Origin of the sequence: Sporosarcina saromensis, from assembly GCF_033253735.1 — a bacterium.
Taxonomy (GTDB): Bacteria; Bacillota; Bacilli; order Bacillales_A; family Planococcaceae; genus Sporosarcina; species Sporosarcina saromensis.
The window spans coordinates 47,788-66,753 of record NZ_JAUBDI010000012.1; the positions used below are offsets into that span (position 1 = coordinate 47,788).

At 45.9% G+C, this 18,966-nt stretch carries 9 protein-coding genes; all 9 read right to left on the bottom strand.

What is annotated here, in order from left to right:
* Positions 1-95: 95 nt before the first annotated feature.
* The 9 genes from QT711_RS12685 to QT711_RS12725 all read right to left on the bottom strand — a co-directional run bounded on the left by QT711_RS12685 (position 96) and on the right by QT711_RS12725 (position 18,399).
* Positions 96-4,391, bottom strand: a complete 4,296-nt coding sequence (locus QT711_RS12685) for a S8 family serine peptidase (RefSeq protein WP_317944792.1) — start codon at positions 4,389-4,391, stop codon at positions 96-98.
* Positions 4,392-4,528: 137 nt separating this feature from the next.
* The gene (locus QT711_RS12690; RefSeq protein ID WP_317944794.1) at positions 4,529-5,071 is read right to left on the bottom strand and encodes a BsuPI-related putative proteinase inhibitor; all 543 of its coding nucleotides are present in this window, start codon (positions 5,069-5,071) and stop codon (positions 4,529-4,531) included.
* Between the two features lie 209 nt (positions 5,072-5,280).
* The gene (locus QT711_RS12695) at positions 5,281-6,216 is read right to left on the bottom strand and encodes a DMT family transporter (protein ID WP_317944796.1); all 936 of its coding nucleotides are present in this window, start codon (positions 6,214-6,216) and stop codon (positions 5,281-5,283) included.
* A gap of 1,075 nt (positions 6,217-7,291) precedes the next feature.
* Positions 7,292-8,734 carry a sodium/pantothenate symporter gene (gene panF / locus QT711_RS12700; protein ID WP_317944798.1) on the bottom strand — a complete coding sequence of 481 codons (1,443 nt, stop codon included), beginning with the start codon at positions 8,732-8,734 and terminating at the stop codon, positions 7,292-7,294.
* Positions 8,731-9,051: a YhdT family protein gene (locus QT711_RS12705; protein ID WP_317944800.1), complete on the bottom strand. Its 321-nt coding sequence runs from the start codon at positions 9,049-9,051 to the stop codon at positions 8,731-8,733. Before QT711_RS12705 ends, panF begins: the two co-directional genes overlap by 4 nt.
* A gap of 940 nt (positions 9,052-9,991) precedes the next feature.
* Positions 9,992-10,441, bottom strand: a complete 450-nt coding sequence (locus QT711_RS12710) for a GNAT family N-acetyltransferase (protein ID WP_317944802.1) — start codon at positions 10,439-10,441, stop codon at positions 9,992-9,994.
* Between the two features lie 23 nt (positions 10,442-10,464).
* The gene (locus tag QT711_RS12715) at positions 10,465-11,445 is read right to left on the bottom strand and encodes a nuclease-related domain-containing protein (RefSeq protein WP_317944804.1); all 981 of its coding nucleotides are present in this window, start codon (positions 11,443-11,445) and stop codon (positions 10,465-10,467) included.
* Positions 11,446-12,513: 1,068 nt separating this feature from the next.
* Positions 12,514-13,119: a 3'-5' exonuclease gene (locus QT711_RS12720; protein WP_317944806.1), complete on the bottom strand. Its 606-nt coding sequence runs from the start codon at positions 13,117-13,119 to the stop codon at positions 12,514-12,516.
* Between the two features lie 216 nt (positions 13,120-13,335).
* Complete coding sequence (locus QT711_RS12725; protein ID WP_317944808.1) at positions 13,336-18,399, bottom strand: S8 family serine peptidase; 5,064 nt, start codon at positions 18,397-18,399, stop codon at positions 13,336-13,338.
* Between the last annotated feature and the right edge of the window lie 567 nt (positions 18,400-18,966).

Consider the following 18,966-nt stretch of genomic DNA (forward strand, 5'->3'; position numbering starts at 1 on the left):
ATTTCCTTGTTTACCAGCTATCATCTAAATTAAATAATAATATAATAAAAAAAGTCATGAATGTTTTAAATTCATGACTTTTTCCTAACACTACATTATTTAATCCATTCTCCACTAGAGCTAAAGTAATATTTTTTACCTGAAATTGTAACCCAACCAGTTTGCATGCTACCGCTTTTACTAAAGTAGTACCATTTCGTCCCTACTTTCTGCCAGCCGATTTGCATTGCACCGTGCTTATTGAACAAGTACCATGTGGCACCGACTTTCTTCCAGCCGGTTTGCATTGCTCCGTGCTTGTCGAACAAGTACCATGTTCCGCTAACTTGCTGCCAATCGGTTTGCATCGCACCGTGCTTGTCGAACAAGTACCATGTTCCGTTGACTTGCTGCCAGCCGGTTTGCATTACACCGTGCTTGTCGAACAAGTACCATGTTCCGCTGACTTTCTGCCAACCAGTTTGCATTACACCGTGCTTGTCAAACAAGTACCATGTTCCGCTGACTTTCTGCCAACCAGTTTGCATTGCTCCTGAAACCCCTAAATAATACCACATATTTTGGTCTTTCACCCAACCCGTTTCCATTACAGCTGTTTGATGATTGAAGAAGTACCATTTGTCATTAAGCTTATACCAACAAGTAACCTTCTTACCTTCTTCATCGTAGTAGAACCATTTACCGTTCTCCAGGATCCATCCCGTCTCAATTTCTTCAACCGGCTCTTTATATTCTTCTCGATGAATGACAATTGTTTGTACGGTTTCATGTCCTGCCAGATCTACCAATTTAAGTTCAAAAGTGTTTTCTCCGACAACGAGCGGAAGGTCAACTGAAACATCTTCATGAATCGCTTCCATTTTGTAGCCTTTCATTTCAGCGTAAAACTTTTCGTCTCCATCTACGTAAAATCTAAGTTCACTAAAGTTATCAGACAATGAAGCAATCAATTCAAAGGTTTCCACCTCGAATTCAACACGCTCAGGTACTTCTACTTCGATGACTGGAGCAGTTGTATCTACAAAGATCGTTCTGCTATTAAATAGAGAAGTTTCATTACCTCCTGTATCCTTAGCGTAGATTGAAATCGGATGTGCCCCATCTTCAAGTACTATAGTCGTCTCAAATTTGTAAATCTTTCTCTCGTTATCCCACTGAAGTTCAACATCTTTCCCTTGTACTTTAAATTCTGTGATGTCGGATTCATCTTGAACTGTACCAGATACAACCACTTCGTTCTTATCACTAACACTAGCTGTTTCTGGTGACAGTATAGTAATTACAGGGATATTTTTATCATTGACTGCCAATGTGCTTGTGTTACCTGCAAAATCTACTGCTACAATTTCAATAATAGATTTAGCATTCTCAATTGTAATGTGCTGTTCTTGTTCGTTAACTGTTGCTTGTAACTCACCATCAACAAATACCTCAATATATTTAATGCCTGAACCACCATCAACTGCACCATATGTCAATTGATTGCCTTCAAGGGTACCTGTAATTTCAGGTCCAACTGTATCTACGATAACTGGAACTTGAACTTTTTGTGCAGGTTTTCCTTCAAAGTCAATTGTGGTTGCAATTTCGAAGTAATATTGACCGTCTTCAACAACTTTATTTTTTACTTTGCCATCCCACCCATTAGCCGGATCCAACGTATACGTCGGATAAGTTCCATCATGGTAGTGTTTTCTAACGTTATTATCCGTTTTAATCGTGCGCAGTTTATTTTTCTCACTATCTAGGACATTGTATTGTACTTGTTTTGCATTTCGCAAAAACGACAGAACCGGTATGATCTGATCGTTCTCATCGTCTCCATTTGGTGAAATTGCGATAGTAGACGCTGAATACTCTTTGTTAATAGGATCAAAGCCTAAGTAGTAATAGCTATCTTCGTTACTATAAACCATAGCTGAATTGCCATAGAATGAGCTGCTATCATCGTAGATCATTCCGTCTACTACTGGCGCTGCGTTCCAATCACCGTTAAACCCTACATAAGGAACTGAAAGTGTCGGTTGCGTTTCATTTGCCAACGTTACGAATCCTTCAACAAAGTACCCATTCGGGAAAACTTCTTCAGGATCTACCATTGCACTCGCATTCCTATTAAAAACCTTGGCATCAGCCAAGTTCACTTTCACTTCAAACACTACTGAACCATTTGCTGGTACTTCTAATGTGTCTACGCCTTTGTTTAGTGTTACGATTGCCCCTTCTAATTCTTGTGCTTCAAGCTCATCAGGAGCATATCCTAACTGGTCAAACAGGACTAAATCCGTTTGCACATTGGCGTCAAGATTATAGGTTACTGCTTCATCCGTATAATTTGTCGCCATTAGTTCGAAAGTGAATTCATCATTCACTTCTTTTAGTGCTACTTTTGCTAGATCCGTAGTAGTCTCTGTCACGACTACTGGTGTGCTCAATGCTGCATGAAGTTGCATAAGTCCTGCACCTTGCAGACGAGGTGAGTAGAGATTTTCTAAACCAAATATTCCTTGAACAGTTCCTTTGTCAATCATAGGCTTTGCGGTATTCATCAACATGTTCTTCGCTAGCTCAACTCTGTCTCTTCCAGTTAAGTTAAAATCCTTATCAACTCGTTCAAGAACGAGAGCCGCTCCCCCTGAGACATGAGGCGCAGCCATAGATGTACCACTCATTAAACCGTATGCATCTCCTTGTAGTGTCGAGTAGATGTTTCCACCTGGAGCTGTAATTTCTGGTTTAAAGTCAAGGTTTGGTGTTAACCCCCATGAACTAAACGCCGACATTTTTCCTGCGTTTGGATTTGCGGATTTCTTTTTCCCACCATCAAATGTCAATGTTACTTCAGTTCCCTTTTTAATCTCTTCAGCTAGTAGATCACCGTCGTTTTTCAACATAAATAATTGAGGGATAACAATTGCTGGATCAGTAGCCATATTGACATAGCCATCCGCGTTGTTATAAATAATGACACCTGCTGCCCCAACAGCTTGTGCATTTAATGCCTTTTCAGTAAAAATGATATCACCGCGTTTAACTAATGCGTATTTACCTGTAAAGTCTTTACCTTCAAAGTCCGCAGGTTTTCCTAAGCCAGCATGTTCAACGATAAACTCTTTTTGCGCAACGTCATTTGGATGAACTGCACTTGCTGATAGGAAAGTAGCTTGTCCACTTGTTTCAGCAAAGTCGTATCTCACTGCATCCATGTCCATGTAAGCGTTTTCAAACGATGCTACCTGCAAAGAATCAATGGAGAGACCAGGTGATCCAACAACTCCAATGTCAGGATTCGAAGCGTATGGATTATCAAAACCAGCTCCAAAATGCGCTGAGTTCCCCGCTGAAATAGACATTAAAACACCATGTTCAACAGCACGTGTCACCGCTTGTTGTTCAGGATCTTCTGGTGTTACAAAGGCTGCAGTAGAACCTAAACTCAAATTCAATACATCAGCACCTAAGATGATTGCATCATCAATGGCTTTTACGTATATATCTCCCCAAGTCGATCTCAAATTCACATCGTTACCAAACACTTTCAAAGCAAGAATTTGCGCTTCAGGAGACACTCCTTTAATTTCCCCATTTGCGGCAACAGTGCCTGCAACGTGCATTCCATGATGAGATGCTTTAGGACCGAGGTCTAAGATTTCATGGTTTTCGTCCATGTAATTATATCCGTACGGTACTTTCGTAGTGTAGAATTTTCCTTGAAGACCATTTTCTGAGATGGAGCTTTCAACAGCGTTTTGTTGCAATTTGGCTTCTTCTTCGTTTGTCAGCACAAAGTCCTTATGGCTTGGATCTACTCCTGTGTCAATGATCCCGACAATCATGCCTTTACCATTGTAGCCATATTCCTCCCAAGCCTTCTGTGCTTCAATCAACTCGTTACTATAATTCATATTAGGTTCAGTAACAGGACGCTCGTACTCATTGGAAACAGAAACACTAACGACCCCAGGTAGTTTTTCGATTGTTCCAATTTTTCCATACTCAACGACCCCACTAAAACCGTTAAAAACGGTCGTAAAGCTTTCTTTAAACTCCATATTCACTTGATTACTTGATAGTTTTTGTTTTACTTTGTTTTGAGTCTCAAGCACATTCGCTTGAAGTGTCGCTTTTTTCGACTCAGATACATCAGCGTACTTAATGCCTTGATTTGTCGCATATGTGATAGCAGGGTCCCCTTCAACTTCTACAATCACACGAACTTTATCGGTAAATTTATAGGTGTCCTCTTGGGTTACATACCCACTTTTTTCTGTTTTACTTTGATTGACCGATTTGTTGCGTTCCGGTGCTTTTAAGGTTCCATTTGCAAAAGATGTGCTCGAAAAGACTAGCATTAATGCAAGAAGCATCGATAGAATTCTACCAACTTTCAACATAATCCCCCCTGTTTATTAGTAAACTACCATTTGGTTAAAATTTGCACTCCTTTCTATTTTTTGTAGGCGTACTCTATTACTATATTAACAATCGAATAAATAGTCAAATCATTTAGTACTATTAGACAATTATGCTACTTAATGCTGAATTTTATTGTTGCGGTAGAGTCTAAAGTCTTATTAGCGAGCAAGTGGATGGTAAGTGTATAGTCATCTTTTTCTAGTGCTCCAAGAACTATTTCATAGACAATTTCTTCGTTAGGATCGAGTGTTATCTCTTCCAATGCTTGTGTAAAAACCTTCCCGTCAGAATACCGTTTAATTAGCCCTTTGTCCTTACTATATAGCTCGTATTCGTAATGTTGGCCAGATTTGAAGACCAGTTTCTCTTTGGTACTCCCTACATTTTTTATCGTGTACAAGAAGGTTTTTTCCGTTGCATCGGATTTTCCTGCATCTAGTAACGTAACGACAATTGTATTGTCAATTTTGTCTTTTCTATTGTCATTTGGTTTAAACTCTTTTTCTTTTTCCATTTTGTTTGTTTTCACGCTTTCTTCATCCTTTCCTTGTGTAGGTAATGGTTTTTCGTGAGGATCTTTATCCCTGATTACAAGTACGGAACTTACTACGGTCATACACAGTATGATTCCTAGAAACAATCTACTTTTCTTCATATTTCAGCTCCTTGCTTTAATTGGTATACTTCTATTGAAATAGTAGATTAAAACTTCAGTTAAATTATACACAAAATTTGAAATAGTAACCAAATAAAAATCCGGTGCTTGCCTTCGTTTAAGCACCGAATTTTTTAAAACAGACTATAAGCAAGATCCTACTTTTCAAAATAAAACCTTGGACGATAGAGATATGTTAATCTTTTTTTCTACTTTCCTTGTGTAATCTTCCTTCCTTGATTGCTTTCAGCAAATTTTCTCTTTCTCCATAAATCTTCCGCCGCTCCTGAGCCGAGGATGACACCGATGATGATGAGTAGGAAGCCGATGAGATGACGTCCTGTGATGATTTCGCCTAGGAAGAGGGCTGAGCCTGTTAGTGAAAAGAGCGTGTTTAGGTTCATGAAGATGGCGGCTTTAGCTGGACCGACTTTTCCTAGTGAGTAGTTGTAGAGCATGTGTCCGACGGCTGTTCCGATGATGCCGCTTGCTGCGAATGCTGCCCAGAATGTTGGCGGAACAGTAGCGAATTTTGCAATTTCACCGGGTTCCTGAATGAAGCTGATGACGATGAGCAGGAGGCTGCCTGTTGTTAACATGTACGCGGTGAGGAGCCTTGGGTCAAGCGTTCTTGCTGCCTTCGCGATTACCAAAAATGAGAGCACTTGGGCGAGAATCGATAGAAATACGAATGTGTCGCCGAGTTTGAGGCCATTGAGTCCTTCCCCCCCTGCGAGGACGACGGAGCCGATGCCGATGAAGCCTGCGATTGCGCCGAGCCATTGGATTTTGGTTGGGTAGTTGCGCAGGATGAGTGCTGTGAATATGGCGGTTAGGACGGGGCCTGTTCCGAGTATGAGTCCGGCGTTTGTACCTGATGTGCGGAAGAGACCCATATTAAGGAAGTAGTGGTGCAAGACGACGTTGAGTGCTGCGCCGCCGATGATGTATGGCCATTCTTGTTTGGTTGGTAGGCGTACGAGTTTGAATGTGCTCAGGATGATGAAGACGGCGATTCCGGCGGTGAGGATGCGGAATGCGGTCATTGTGACGGGGTCCATGATGGTGAGCATGTATTTGAGTAGGGGGAGGTTGAGTCCCCAGATGAGCATTGTGGTTGTGAGGAGTGCGTATAGTTTCCACATGGATTGTGTCCTTCTTTCTGTTGTTTGTGGGATTTAGTTTAGCATAGATTTTTGGTTTTTTGGGGGTTTTGCTGGGATTTGAGGCGGTTATGCGGTGTTTGGGGCGATTATGCCGCGATTGGTGGAGTTATGCGGCGATTCGAGAAAGTGTGCGGCGTTTGAGCGGGTTATGCCGCGTTACGCAAAAGTATGCGGCGTTTGAGGAATTTATGCCGCGTTTGCGGTAGTTATGCGCTGTACGGGAAGGAGTTTTTTCTGATTCGTGGAGGTTTCTGAGTGATGCAGGTTATCTGTAGCGCCTAATGGGTTTTTACAAATTAAGGTTTTAGTATGATAGTCATTATGAATAAACTTTAACGCTTCTGTGGGTAAACTCTATGCTGTTCGGTTACGTTTGATCGGAGCGATGTATGTAATTCTTTATTCATTACACAGAATGTTCGTTCGCGTTAATTGGTATGAAATGATAGAATAGAAGTTACAGCGACATAGTTGGATGGAAGGTTGGCACTCCCGTGAAAGGGGGTGATAAAACGGGAACATACGAAGCTATAAGTGTTCTGATTCAGTTTTTTATAGCAATTGCTACTGCGGTTACAACTGTTGTAGCAATTATTGTATTGTTTACCACTAGAAACAAATAACCCCATCCAATACACTGGCCAAAGTGGGATGGGGTTACTTTATGCTCTACTAGCCAACCGCACTTCTTGCGGATGTTCGCTGTAATTGACTGAGCGTTGTCGGACGCTCGGTCTTTTTTAGTATATGTTAACTGTAGCATATTTATAGTGTTATTTCATTTTTATTACCTTTTAGTTATCCGTGTTGAGTTATGGACGAGTACGCAAAGTTCCGCGAAAGGTTTCTGAGTGTTGAAGTTTTGTGTCGCGCCTAATGGGTTTTGACAAATTAAGGGCTTGTTTGAGATGGATGGATTGGTTGGCGTTATGCGGTGTTTGGAGGAAGATATGCGGGGTTTGAAGGAAATATGCCGCGTTTGTAAGAATTATGCGGTGTTTGGATGATCATTGATATTGATTAGAAAAGCGGGGGTATGTGCCCCGCTTTTGAGTTAGAATTTGAAGGCTTTTCGCTGGATGGCGAGGGAGCCGATGATGTAGGCGATTAGGGAGAGTACGATTGGTACGGTTACGGTGTGTACTCCGAGTAAATTGCCGTTTGCTATGTTGTAGAAGTGGATCGCGATGTAGCTGGCGATGCCGGTGAGCATGCTGAGTATAGCGCCGTATTTGTTGCCGTATTTCCAGTAGAGGCCTAGGACGATTGGCCAGATGAAAGCGGCTTCGAGTCCTCCGAATGCGAATAGGTTCAGGAAGATGAGTAGGTCGGGTGGCTGCAGGGCTAGGAGGAAGACGATGATTCCTAGGAGGCCTGTGATGCCGATACTCATTTGTTTTACTCGTCTTTCGGGAGCTTCCGGTTTAATGAAGTTCAGGTATACGTCTTTGACGATGGCTGAGCTTACTAATAGTAAAAGCGAGTCCACGGTTGACATGATTGCTGCCATTGGTGCCGCGAGGACTATGCCCGCTAGCCACGGGGGCAATACTTCCAACGCGATTAACGGAATGACCTTATCCCCTACCTCGATTCCTGGCATGACGGGGCGGGCGAAGACGCCGATTAGGTGCATGTTGAGCATGATGAAGCCGGTGACAATGGTGCCGATGACGAGTGCCCGGTGCATGGCGCGCGAGCTTTTGTAGCTCATGGCGCGGATGACCATTTGCGGGAGTCCGACGACGCCGACGCCGACGAGTATCCAGAATGAGGATATGTAGGCGGGTGTGAGGGTGCCGTCTACTCCGTATGGTGTGACGAGTCTCGGGTTTTCGTTGAGTAAGTCTTGCATGATAGCCGGGATTCCCCCGCCGGCGATGATGACACCGATGAGGAGGATGAGTGTTCCGACGACCATGATGGCTCCTTGGACGGCGTCTGTGAGTGCGACTGCGCGAAATCCGCCAATGGTCACGTAGACGAGGACGGAGATGGCGAAGATGAAGAGCGCCGATGTGTATTGGAGGCCGGTTAGCGATTCGATGAGCCGTGCGCCGCCGACCCATTGTGCGGTCATGGCGGAAAATAGAAAGATGATGATGGCTAGGGCTGATAGAATCGCGACGGCCGAGCTATTATAGCGGGCTTTTAGAAAGTCGATCATCGTGACGGCGTTGTATTTGCGCGCTAGGATAGCGAATTTTTTTCCTAGGATGAGCAGGACAAAATAGCCGGTGACAACTTGGCTCATGGCGAGCAGGATCCAGCCGAAGCCGACTGTGTAGGCGGTTCCGGGGCCTCCGAGGAAGCTGGATGCGCTGCCGTATGTGGCGACCATCGTCATGGCGAGGACGAAGCCGCCGAGTTCGCGTCCGCCAAGGAAGTATTCTTGTAGGAATCCGCCATTTGTGCTCATTTGTTTGGACGCGATGAAGCCGATGGCGAAGATCGCGAGCAGGAAGATGATGAGCGGGATGATGACTTGGCTATTCATAGTTTCGGTGATTCCTCCTTTGGCTGGGTTTCGGTAGGCTCTGCGTCAAGCGGGATTTCTTTTAGAAAGTATTTTGTGATGACGATGACGAGTGCAGACATCAGGATGAAGCCGATGACGCAGCTGTAGAAAAACCAGTCGGGCAGGCCGAATGTGTATGTGTATTCTTCGGGTGGGCGGTTGCCGAGTCCGTAGGCGAATCCGAACCACCAGATGAAGTTGAAGATGGCGAGTGCAATGCCGATTTTTGCTTCGCGGTGGGCGATTTTGAAGCGCGGATCGGGTTTGTAGGTGGTTTTTTGTTGGTCGGCTTGCATGGTAGATGCTCCTTTCTTTTTTTGTTGGTTGAATGATTTTGTTTTCTTGGGTTGATTATACAGGATTTTTATTGGTTATGCGGGGATTTTTGGGATTATGCGGCGTTTGGCGGGATTATGCCGCGTTCTGTGGGATTATGCGGCGTTTGGCGGAATTATGCCGCGTTTGAGGAAGTTTTGCCGCGTTTCGTAGAGTTATGCTGAGTTCTCGAGAGGTATGCGAAGTTTACTGGGTTCGCGGGGTGCATTTGTGATTTGGCATAGAGGTCGCGAATGGATGCACTTAACCATTTAGGAGTTGGTTTGAGGCGGATTGCTGTAGTTTGGTGGTTATGCGGTGTTTGGCGGGATTATGCCGCGTTCTGTGGGATTATGCAGCGTTTGAGGGAGTTTTGCCGCGTTTCGTAGAGTTATGCTGAGTTCTCGAGAGGTATGTGGGGGTTGTTGGGTTCGCGGGGTGCTTTTGTGATTTGCCATAGTGGTCGCGAATGGATGCACTTAACCATTAAGGGGTTGGTTGGAGGCGGATTGCTGGAGTTCGGGTGGTTATGCGGCGTTTGGCGGGATTATGCCGCGTTCTCCGGGAGTTTGCGGCGTTTGAGGGAATTTTGCCGCGTTTTGCTGAGTTTTGCTGAGTTCTGGAGACGTATGCGGAGTTTACTGGGTTCGCGGGGTGCTTTTGTGATTTGGCATAGCGGTCGCGAATGGATGCACTTAACCATTAAGGGGTTGGTTGGAGGCGGATTGTTGGAGTTCGGTGGTTATGCGGCTTTGAGTGGGATTATGTGGCGTTTGAGGGAATTTTGCCGCGTTTTGCAGAGTTATGCTGAGTTCTAGAGAGGTATGCGAAGTTGTGAAGTGAAAGACAGCTTGAGGGCAAGTTTGCTACTTGCTTTCAAGCTGTCTTTTTCATGTATGGATGATTTTGTTAGTTAGTTGTTTATTTTGGATAGTAGTCCATTACGATTTCGTCTTCGAGCATTTCGTCAGTGACTATGAAGCCGACTTTTTTGTAGAATTCGATGGCTCCTGGGTTTTCGGGCCAGACGGATAGGCGGATGCGTTCGCAGTCGGCTTTCTCGGAAAGCATGTCGATGGCTGCTTGCATAGCGTGTTTGCCGTAGCCTTTTCCTTGGAATTGCTCGCCGATCATGAAGCGTGGAATCCAATAGCGATCGTATGGTTCATTGTCGGGAATGTCCTCTATTGCGAGTAGGCCGATGACGGTTGTGTCGTGACAGATTGCATACGGCGTAAAGTTTGGATCGACGTATGCCCATGCGATGGTATTGACGTTTTTTGCGACGAATTCTTGTTGGGATTCTCCTACGTTTAGTTGAACGCAGTCTCTAATGTTTTGTTGTGTGACTTTTTCTAATGTGATGTTCAATTGCATCCCCCTCTTCAAGCTGTTTATTCGATGGGAATTGGTGACTTCCCATCTATTTGTAAAATATAGTGGGCCGCCCGTTTTTCACCTCGAAGCTGCAGATTGGATTTGGCGAGCAATGTTTGAGCAACGTGGCGGCTTGGTAGCTGTAGGAAATAGCGAAGTTGCCGATTCGTGATTTGCGGGTGGATGAGCATAAACCACTCTTTTATTGTTTGCGCATGTTCGCTTTTACTTGTGTGGCCGCACTTCTTGCAATTCCACTTCCTCTTTTCCCAACGCATTCCGATTTTATTGCATGCTGGACAAATGACGCCCGTTGAGATGTCTTGAGGATTTATGTTGTAAATGTTTAGGAGCGGGAATGGGTTATAGGTTTTGTGTTGGTTCTTGAATTTCATTGCCAAGTGTTGTATTGCGGGTTTGTCAAGGATGTGTTCGGTGATCGGTTGTGCAGCTAGGTAGTCTGCGGCTTCGTAAGTAAATAAGATTTTCACTGGAAGCTGCGCGTTTTCGAAGACGAGTTCGTTGGTGTGTGTGAAGATGATGAGGCTATCGATGGGGATCTGGATATTGTGTTGGGCGAGCCAATTCTTCAAGTGTTTTGTTTTTCGTTGGACTTCTTCGATTGGGTTTTTCAGTACTTTTCGGTCACCGTTTCGATAGACTTTGATGAATTGGGTTGGATTTTCGGTGATGACTGTTTTGTTGGCGAAGTTTTTCACTTCAATGATGGTGATGGCGCTCGGTGTGATTAGCAGTGAGTCGATTTGAAAATAGTTTCCTTCGGTGTGCAAGTAGAGATCGTGCAACAGTGCGTATGGATAGTCGGGTTCGAAGTCGAGCATGGCTTTGTCAAATTCGAGTTCCCCTTTGTATCCTGCTTCGCAGTTGTATAGTTCTTTTTGTACGGCATGCTTTTTATCGTGGTGGTTGGGCAGTCGCTTGTCCAAGGCGATTAACCCTTGTAAGTCGTTTGGCATTGTTCGGTTTTTGTATAGCATTTTTTCACCTCTTGTTTAGTGTAGCTTGCTTTGTTCGGGATTGGAATGGTTTGGAGCAAGTTCGTATTTTGATGTAAAAAGACACAATTTGATGTGATTGGTTGATGTTATGCGTTTTACGGGGTGTTTATGCGTTGTTTTGGCGAGATTTTTGAGGAGCAATTTTGGAAAATGAGTTGGGTGGAGGGTGATATGCGGCGTTGTTGAGAAGTATGCTGCGTTTGAGGCGGCTTTGCGGCGATTGGCGGAGTTATGCGGTGTTCGGAGGAAGTTTGCCGCGTTTGAGGCGTTTATGCGGCGATTGACGGAGTTATGCGGCGTTCTTAGTTTTTATGAGGTTTTCTTTTTGCGCGGGTGGATTTTTGAAGGAGATGGATTTTGTCGCGCTGAATGCTGTTAACAAATTAAGGGGTTGGTTGAAGGAGATTTTTAGTTTTGAGTTTATGCGGTGTTTGAGGCGGTTTTGCTGTGATTGGCGGAGTTATGCGCTGTTTGGAGGAAGTTTGCCGTGTTTGAGGGAGTTATGCAGCGTTCTTAGTTTTTATGAGGTTTTCTTTTTCCGTGGGTGGATTTTTGAGGGGGATGGATCTGTCGCGCTGAATGCTTTTGACAAATTAAGGGGCTGGTTGAAGGAGATTTTTAGTTTTGAGGTTATGCGGTGTTTGAGGCGGTTTTGCTGTGATTGGCGGAGTTATGCGGTGTTTGGAGGAAGTTTGCCGTGTTGGAGGGTGTTATGCGGCGTTCTTTGTTTTTATGAGTGTTTCTTTTTCCGCGGGTGGATTTTTGAGGGGGATGGATTTTGTCACGCTTAATGCTTTTGACAAATTAAGGGGTTGGTTGGCGGGGATTTGTAGTTTTGAGGTTATGCGGTGTTTGAGGCGGTTATGCGGTGTTTTGAGGAAGTTTGCGGCGATTTTCGGAGTTATGCGGTGTTTTTAAGGAGTTTGCGGCGTTTGAGGCGGTTATGCGGTGTTTGGAGAAAGTTTGCGGGGTTTGAGGAGGTTATGCGGTGTTTATGGGTTTTTGTGGATACTTGGGTGGGGATGGGAATAACCGCCTGGTCTTTTTTCAGGCGGTTATTGTGCAGTATTGGTAGATGGCGGCGGTGGCTAGGCAGTCGCCGATTGCGTCGTGTGCGTCGTGTTCGAGTTGTAGGTAGTTGGCGAGTGTGCCGAGTTTATGATTGGGTGTTTCAGTGATGGTTTTGCGTGCTAGTTTGACAGTATCGATGACTGTGTATTGTGGGATTGTGATGCCTTCATGGTTATTGAGGGCATATAGAAAGCCCATGTCAAAGGGAGCGTTATGCGCTACGATGGGTAAATGATCTATGAATTCGATGAGTTCGTGTATTTTATTTTCAATTGTTGGTGCCCATTGAACCATTTCATTTGAGATGCCGGTAAGTCGCGTAATTTTGTGTGGGATGTGACGTTCCGGGTTGATAAACGTGCTAAAGATTTCAGTTTGTTGGTGATCGATGTACTTAAGTGCTCCAATTTGGATGATTCGGTCTGCACCTGCTCGGAATCCAGTCGTTTCAAAATCAAGCACGACGTAATTACGAACGGATTTCGTCGTTGTTTTATAGTTTCTATGTTGGGTGGCTCTTCGTGCGCTCCAGTTTTGGATGTTCTGCTTATGCTGCAATAGTTCGGACGCTTTTTTGCTCATCTTCGAAGCACATCCTTTTCCAATTCAATGATTTTTCATCTATTTCTCTATTACATGATTCTATCTTTTATAAACTAGGCGATGCAAGAGGTTTTGTGAAAAGTTCAACAGGAGAATGGCTATCCTTTTAAATAATTAAGGGATTTTTTAGCTTGTCATCAATGAAACCGCGTGATGCACTATCCGTACAGTGCATCACGCGGCTCTTAATAATGTTTAATCGTTAATAACAACGAAGCTGCCTGGTTGTTTTGTTTCAAATTCGAGATTGCTTTTTTTGTATTTGGCTTTTAGTTTTTTGTTCGTTGTGAGATCCAGTACTGCTACTTTTTTGGAACTTACTTTCGTTGTGTCGATTGGTAGTGTAATTTCGATTTCTTCGTCAAGTTTGTTGAGAGCTTGTTTCGTATCTCCTGTGCCTTTGTAGAAGGCGAGTGTGAAGATGTCGGAGATGGCGTTTTTGATTTCACTACCGTCTGCTTGACTGATGGCGATGGTGAGGTCACCTTTTGTTTGTTTGCGTAGTTCTTCGATTGCGTCGTCTTCAAATGTGAAGGTTGCACCAGCGATTTGGAGGACAACGTCTTTCTCGGATTTCTCGATTTTTTTCAGTAGTGCTTGTTCGATGACGATGTGTTTTTCATCGGTAAATTCGGTGATGTCGATGATGATTTGTTTTGCTTTTTTGTTGTTCAAGTATTGCGCGATGCTTTCTTCTGTAACAGTGATTGTGTCCGGCCCTGCTGGTGCTTGGACGGTAACGTCGACTGTTGCGGTGAAGTCCGCGTATTTGACGGTGATTTGTGTTGTTCCTTGTTGCTGGCCAGTGACGATGCCGCGTGTTGCTGAGGCGATCGTCGGGTCAGCTACTGTGTAGGATGCTTGTTCAGAGACATCCGTAATTGTTGTGCTGCCGTCGATGTGCTCTGTTGTTGCAAGGACAGTAAGGTTGTCCTCTTGCCCTACTTCCAGTGTGAGTTCGTTTTTATTAATTGCATAGGTTACGGTTTCCTGCGCAGGCTGCTTCACTTCCAAGTAGACGAGTGTTATGTCGCCATTTGGGAGTGTGACCCGAACTTGAGTTTTGCCTGTTGCGTGTGCTGTGACTAGTCCTTTTTGAACCGTTGCAAATGTGTTATTGACGACATTGAAACGCGTTTGTGCAGTTGCGTCTCTTTCGGTTGTTTCACCTTCAGGAGTGACCGTTGTTTCGGTAACGCGAAGTTGCTCCTGCTGGCCAACTTGCATTGTCAATTCCTTTTTGTTCAGAGTGTATGTGACGACATCTTGTGGGACGTCCTCCACTGTCAAGTAGACGTATAGTGTTTCTTTGTCTGGAATTGTGATGCGCACTTGTGATTGGCCAGGTGCTACTGCTGTGACGAGCCCTTTTTTGACAGTTGCGACAGTGTTATCGATCACTTTGTAGCTCGCAAAGCCGGTAATGTCTTTTTCTGTTACGTCCCCTTCAGGTGTGACGGTTGTTTCTGTCACATACAGTTGTTCTTGTTGACCGACACCGATGTTGAGGTGTGTTTTATTGACAGAATATGTGACCGTGTTTTGCGGAAGGTCTTTTACTTCCAAATAGACGTACATTGGGTCGCGATTCGGAATCAAAATACGCACTTGGGTTTTGCCTGCTTGTTTTGCTGTGACGAGTCCTTTGTGGACCGTTGCGTACGTGTTGTTGACGACGTTGTAGCGAAGTTGTCCTGTGACGTCCTTTTCGCTTACTGTGCCGTCCGGTTTTACAGTTGTTTCAGTGACGTAAAGTTGTTCTTGTTGGCCAACGCCTAGGACCATTTGCGTTTTGTTCACTGTATACGTGACGGTTTCTTCGCCGGTTGGTTGGTCTGTTACTTCAACCGTTACGGCAGCGGTGAAATCGTTGTATGTGACAGTGATTTCGGTTGTTCCGGCTGCGACTGCAGTGACGGTGCCGTTTTGGACGGTTGCGACCGTTTCGTCAGCTGATGTGAAGGTTGCGTTCGCTGTGACGTCTTTGTCCGTTGTTGTGCCGTCCGGTTTTGTTGTTGTTTCTGTTAGTGTCAGTTGTGCTGTGTCGCCAGTTTGTAGGGCGAGTGCTTGTTCGTTAAGTGTATACGTGATTTGGTCGTCCGCTTGGTCGCCAGCGTTGTAGATGACGGCTTCGGCTTTATTGCCAGCTGCGTCTGTGTATTTAACGATGACGGTGTGATTGGCTTTGTCCAGATTCGGCAGTTCGAATGTGTATGTGCCGTCTTGTGCTAACGTAACTGGGCCGGATGTAACGACCTCTTCCCCATTTTTCACTTCGTATGTTGCGTTCAGTTTTGTGTTGATGTCGTAGCCCATGCCGTATTTGACAAGTTCTTGTTGGTAGATGATGTAGGCGTCATCGATTGCGCCTGTTGCTGTTGTGCCTTCGATTGTTCCCGTTACGGTACCTGCAGTCGATTTGACGACGACTGGTCCGACGTAGTCACCGATGACTGGTGGGTTGCCGGATAAGGTTTGGCCAGAGAAATCAATTGTATAGAGGCCGTCAGGAATTGTTGTTGCGCCTGTTCCATCCCACGGGTTGTATTGGCCGCGGATTGGTAGCTGGTAGGAACCTGCACCTAAGCTCGAACCTGCATGCAAGTAGCCGATGTAGCCGTCTTCATACGTGCCGCCTGTCGGGTTCATGATGTCCCAGATTTCGACGAAGTTCAAGCCGACGTCACCTGTGATGGTGAAATAAAGCATTGCTTCGTCTTTCTCGCCGTCGCCGTTGAAGCTAAGGTCTGTTTCAGTAATGGACATGTCTTTTACTTCAGCTGCTGCTTCCCCGCCGAAATCAGCTGCGAATGGTAACGATGCGACGGTGCTGCCACCTGTGATGTGGATGTAGCCGAGCATTTCATCGCCAGGTTTCGCGTTCGTGTTGGCAGATGCTGTGAGCGTGACGTTGAGCAATTGTTCGCCTGCTAGAGTGAACGTCGGTTTGTCGATGGTGACGGTTGCATCCGCGAACCCTTTTGTCACTTCGACTGTTGCGTTGTATGTGCCGCCATTGCCGTTCTCGTTTTTGACGAGGATCTGCTTGTTGACAGAGATCGCTTGGTCGAGTGATTGTGGGCCGAATGTGACGGTCCCTTTTAGGTTTTCGACTGTTTCACCGTCGTTGTTTGCCGTGTCCATGCTGTACGCAAGGATTTCCGGGTGTGCAGCTTGGTAGGCTTGTACGCGGCCGGCTCCTTGTGCGAATACGTCGTACTTGCTAGTGTCCAAGACTTTTGCTGTGTTGGACAGGGCAACTTTGACGTCAAAGGCGTTCCATGTCGGATTCGCTTGCTTGACTAATGCCGCGATTCCAGCAATGTGTGGTGTAGCCATTGAAGTTCCTGTTTTGCGCGTGTAGGCGTGTTCGTAGGTTGCTTCCGGGAAGTCGGCTTTGTACATTGGGATTGCTGACATGATGTTGGTGCCGGGCGCTGTGACGTCGGGTTTGATGTCGAAGTTCGGTGTGGATGGGCCACGGGAACTTGAGTTGTTGACGTCGTCGCCGGTTGTGAGTGTGTTGTCAAAGTTGCTGAATGTGATGGTGCCTTCTGCTTGTGTTAATGCCGCTCGGATTGCGTCTCCGTCGGTTTGGGACATGTCGAATGTCGGGATGAATTCGAATGCGTCACCGAGGAATGTGCCGGACGGGCCTGGTGCGTTTGAGCCGCCTGCAAAGTTGTGGACGATGACTGCGACTGCTCCGTTATCTTTTGCAGCTGCGATTTTGTCGACAAATGGGATTTCGCCGCGGGAGACGAGTGCGACTTTTCCGGTTACGTCGAGTCCTGCGTAGTCGGATGATTTTCCTACGCCTGGGACTGCGATGAGGCTATATTCGCCGTTCAGTTGTGTGGCAAGGTCTTGGCCAAATGTTGTGCCCATTAGGTTCAGTGTTTTGGAGAGGTTGTAGTCTCCGATTGTGATGGCTGCGTCACCGAAATAGCGTGCTTCCGGGTTTGTTGTGTTACCGACTGCAATGCCGAGGCGGGATGTGGCGGGTGTGCCCATTGTGCCGCGGTTCGGGCCTGAGTTTCCTGTTGCGATTACTGAGATTGTGCCTGCGAGCATGGCGTTGTTGATGGCGAATGATGCGCCGTCCGTTTCGGAGTTTGCGCCACCGCCGAGTGATAGGTTGATGACGTCCATGCCTTCGATGACGGCTGTGTCGATTGCTTTAATGATGCCGGATGTGGAGCCGCTTCCGTATGCGCCGAGTACGCGGTATGCGTAAAGGTCAATTTTTGGTGCGATTCCTTTGATGCCGTATTCGTTGTTGCCGATTGCGGCGATGGTTCCTGCTACGTGTGTGCCGTGTGATGTGTAGAAGGAGCTGCCACGTTCGTTGAATTCAGGACGGTGATCCGGTCGATCGAGTGGTGATGTTTCGGATGCGTCGTCCGCTGCTCGTGGGCGGGCGTAGTCCGTTCCTGTGTGTGGGACGAAGTTTTTGCCGCCTTTGTAGATGCCTTGGAATTCAGGGTGGTCCGCATCGATACCTGTGTCGAGGACGGCGACTTTGATGCCTTGTCCTTCGTAGCCTTCAGCCCATAGTGCTTCGATGCCTAGGAAGCCGATGCTTGTGTCCATGGCTGGTGTTGCTTGTTTATTTGGTGCTTTCTCTTGAAGTTTATTGTCTGATGGAGTTGGTTTTTTCAAGTTTGTTTTAGCTGGTTTGCTTGTTTCGAATGCGGTGACGGTTGTGTCGGGTTCGATCAGCGTGACGCCTGAGACTTCGAGTAGTTTTTCGAGGTCGTCGGCTTTGATGGTGCCTGACATGCCGTTAAGTACTGTGTCGTATGTGTAGCCTTCGTTGAATTTTATGCCTTTGGTGACCATTTCTTTTTTGGCACGGATTTGTTGGTTTTTGACTTTTTGTTTGGTTTGTTTTTCTTCCGTGGCGCTAAATGGTTTGCCGTTGAGTTTTTTGATGCCTTTTTCGAGTGCTACCGAGCGTTCAGAGAAGTGGATGATGACTGGGATTTGTTCGTTCCCTGAAAGTTTTTGGAGTTGCTCGTGTAGTGTTGCTTCGCCGCCGATTAGGTTGAGTTGTTCGGCGATGGCGGCTTTTTGTTGCAGTGTGCTTTCGTCAGAGAGTTTGTCTTTGAAAGCTTTGGTGTTGTGTGCTGTTTCGCTCGTTTGTGTGCCGCTTGGCAGGTCCGTGTTGGCGGATGCTGCAAATGGTGTGGCGAGTGAGAGCACGAGTATGAATGCTAGTAGTGCGCTTAGCATTTTCGTGAAATTTTGTTTCTTCACAGTACCATTTCCCCCTTGTGAGTTTAGTAGTGTTCTCTCACAACATAGCATAGCGAAAGTAGATTGAAAATAGCGATTGTTGTTGTACTATGCGATATTTCAGAAAAATCGTTCGAAGGTGTTGGTTTTTTTAGTGTGCTGGTAGTTCGTTGGTGGGAGGAATTTTGTGGGATTTGTGAGGATGCTACTAGTGGTTGGAGGGAGTGGCGTTATGCGGCGTTATGCGGCGTTTTGCGGCGTTTGGCGCGGTTATGCGGCGTTTTGGGATAGTTTGCGGAGTTTGAGGAAGTTATGCCGCGTTTGGGGATTTTATGCGGTTTTCTTTGTCCGCGGGAGGAGTTTTGATGGCAGGATCAGTGCTCGCGCTGAATGCTTTTGACTAATTAAGGGGTTGGTTGGAGGGAGTGGCGTTATGCGGCGGTTGGAGCGATTATACGGCGTTGCAGGGAATTATGCGGTGTTTGGGGATAGTTTGCGGAGTTTGAGGAAGTTATGCCGCGTTTAGGCATTTTATGCGGTTTTCTTTGTTCGCGGGAGGAGTTCTGTTGGCAGGATTGGTGGTCGCGC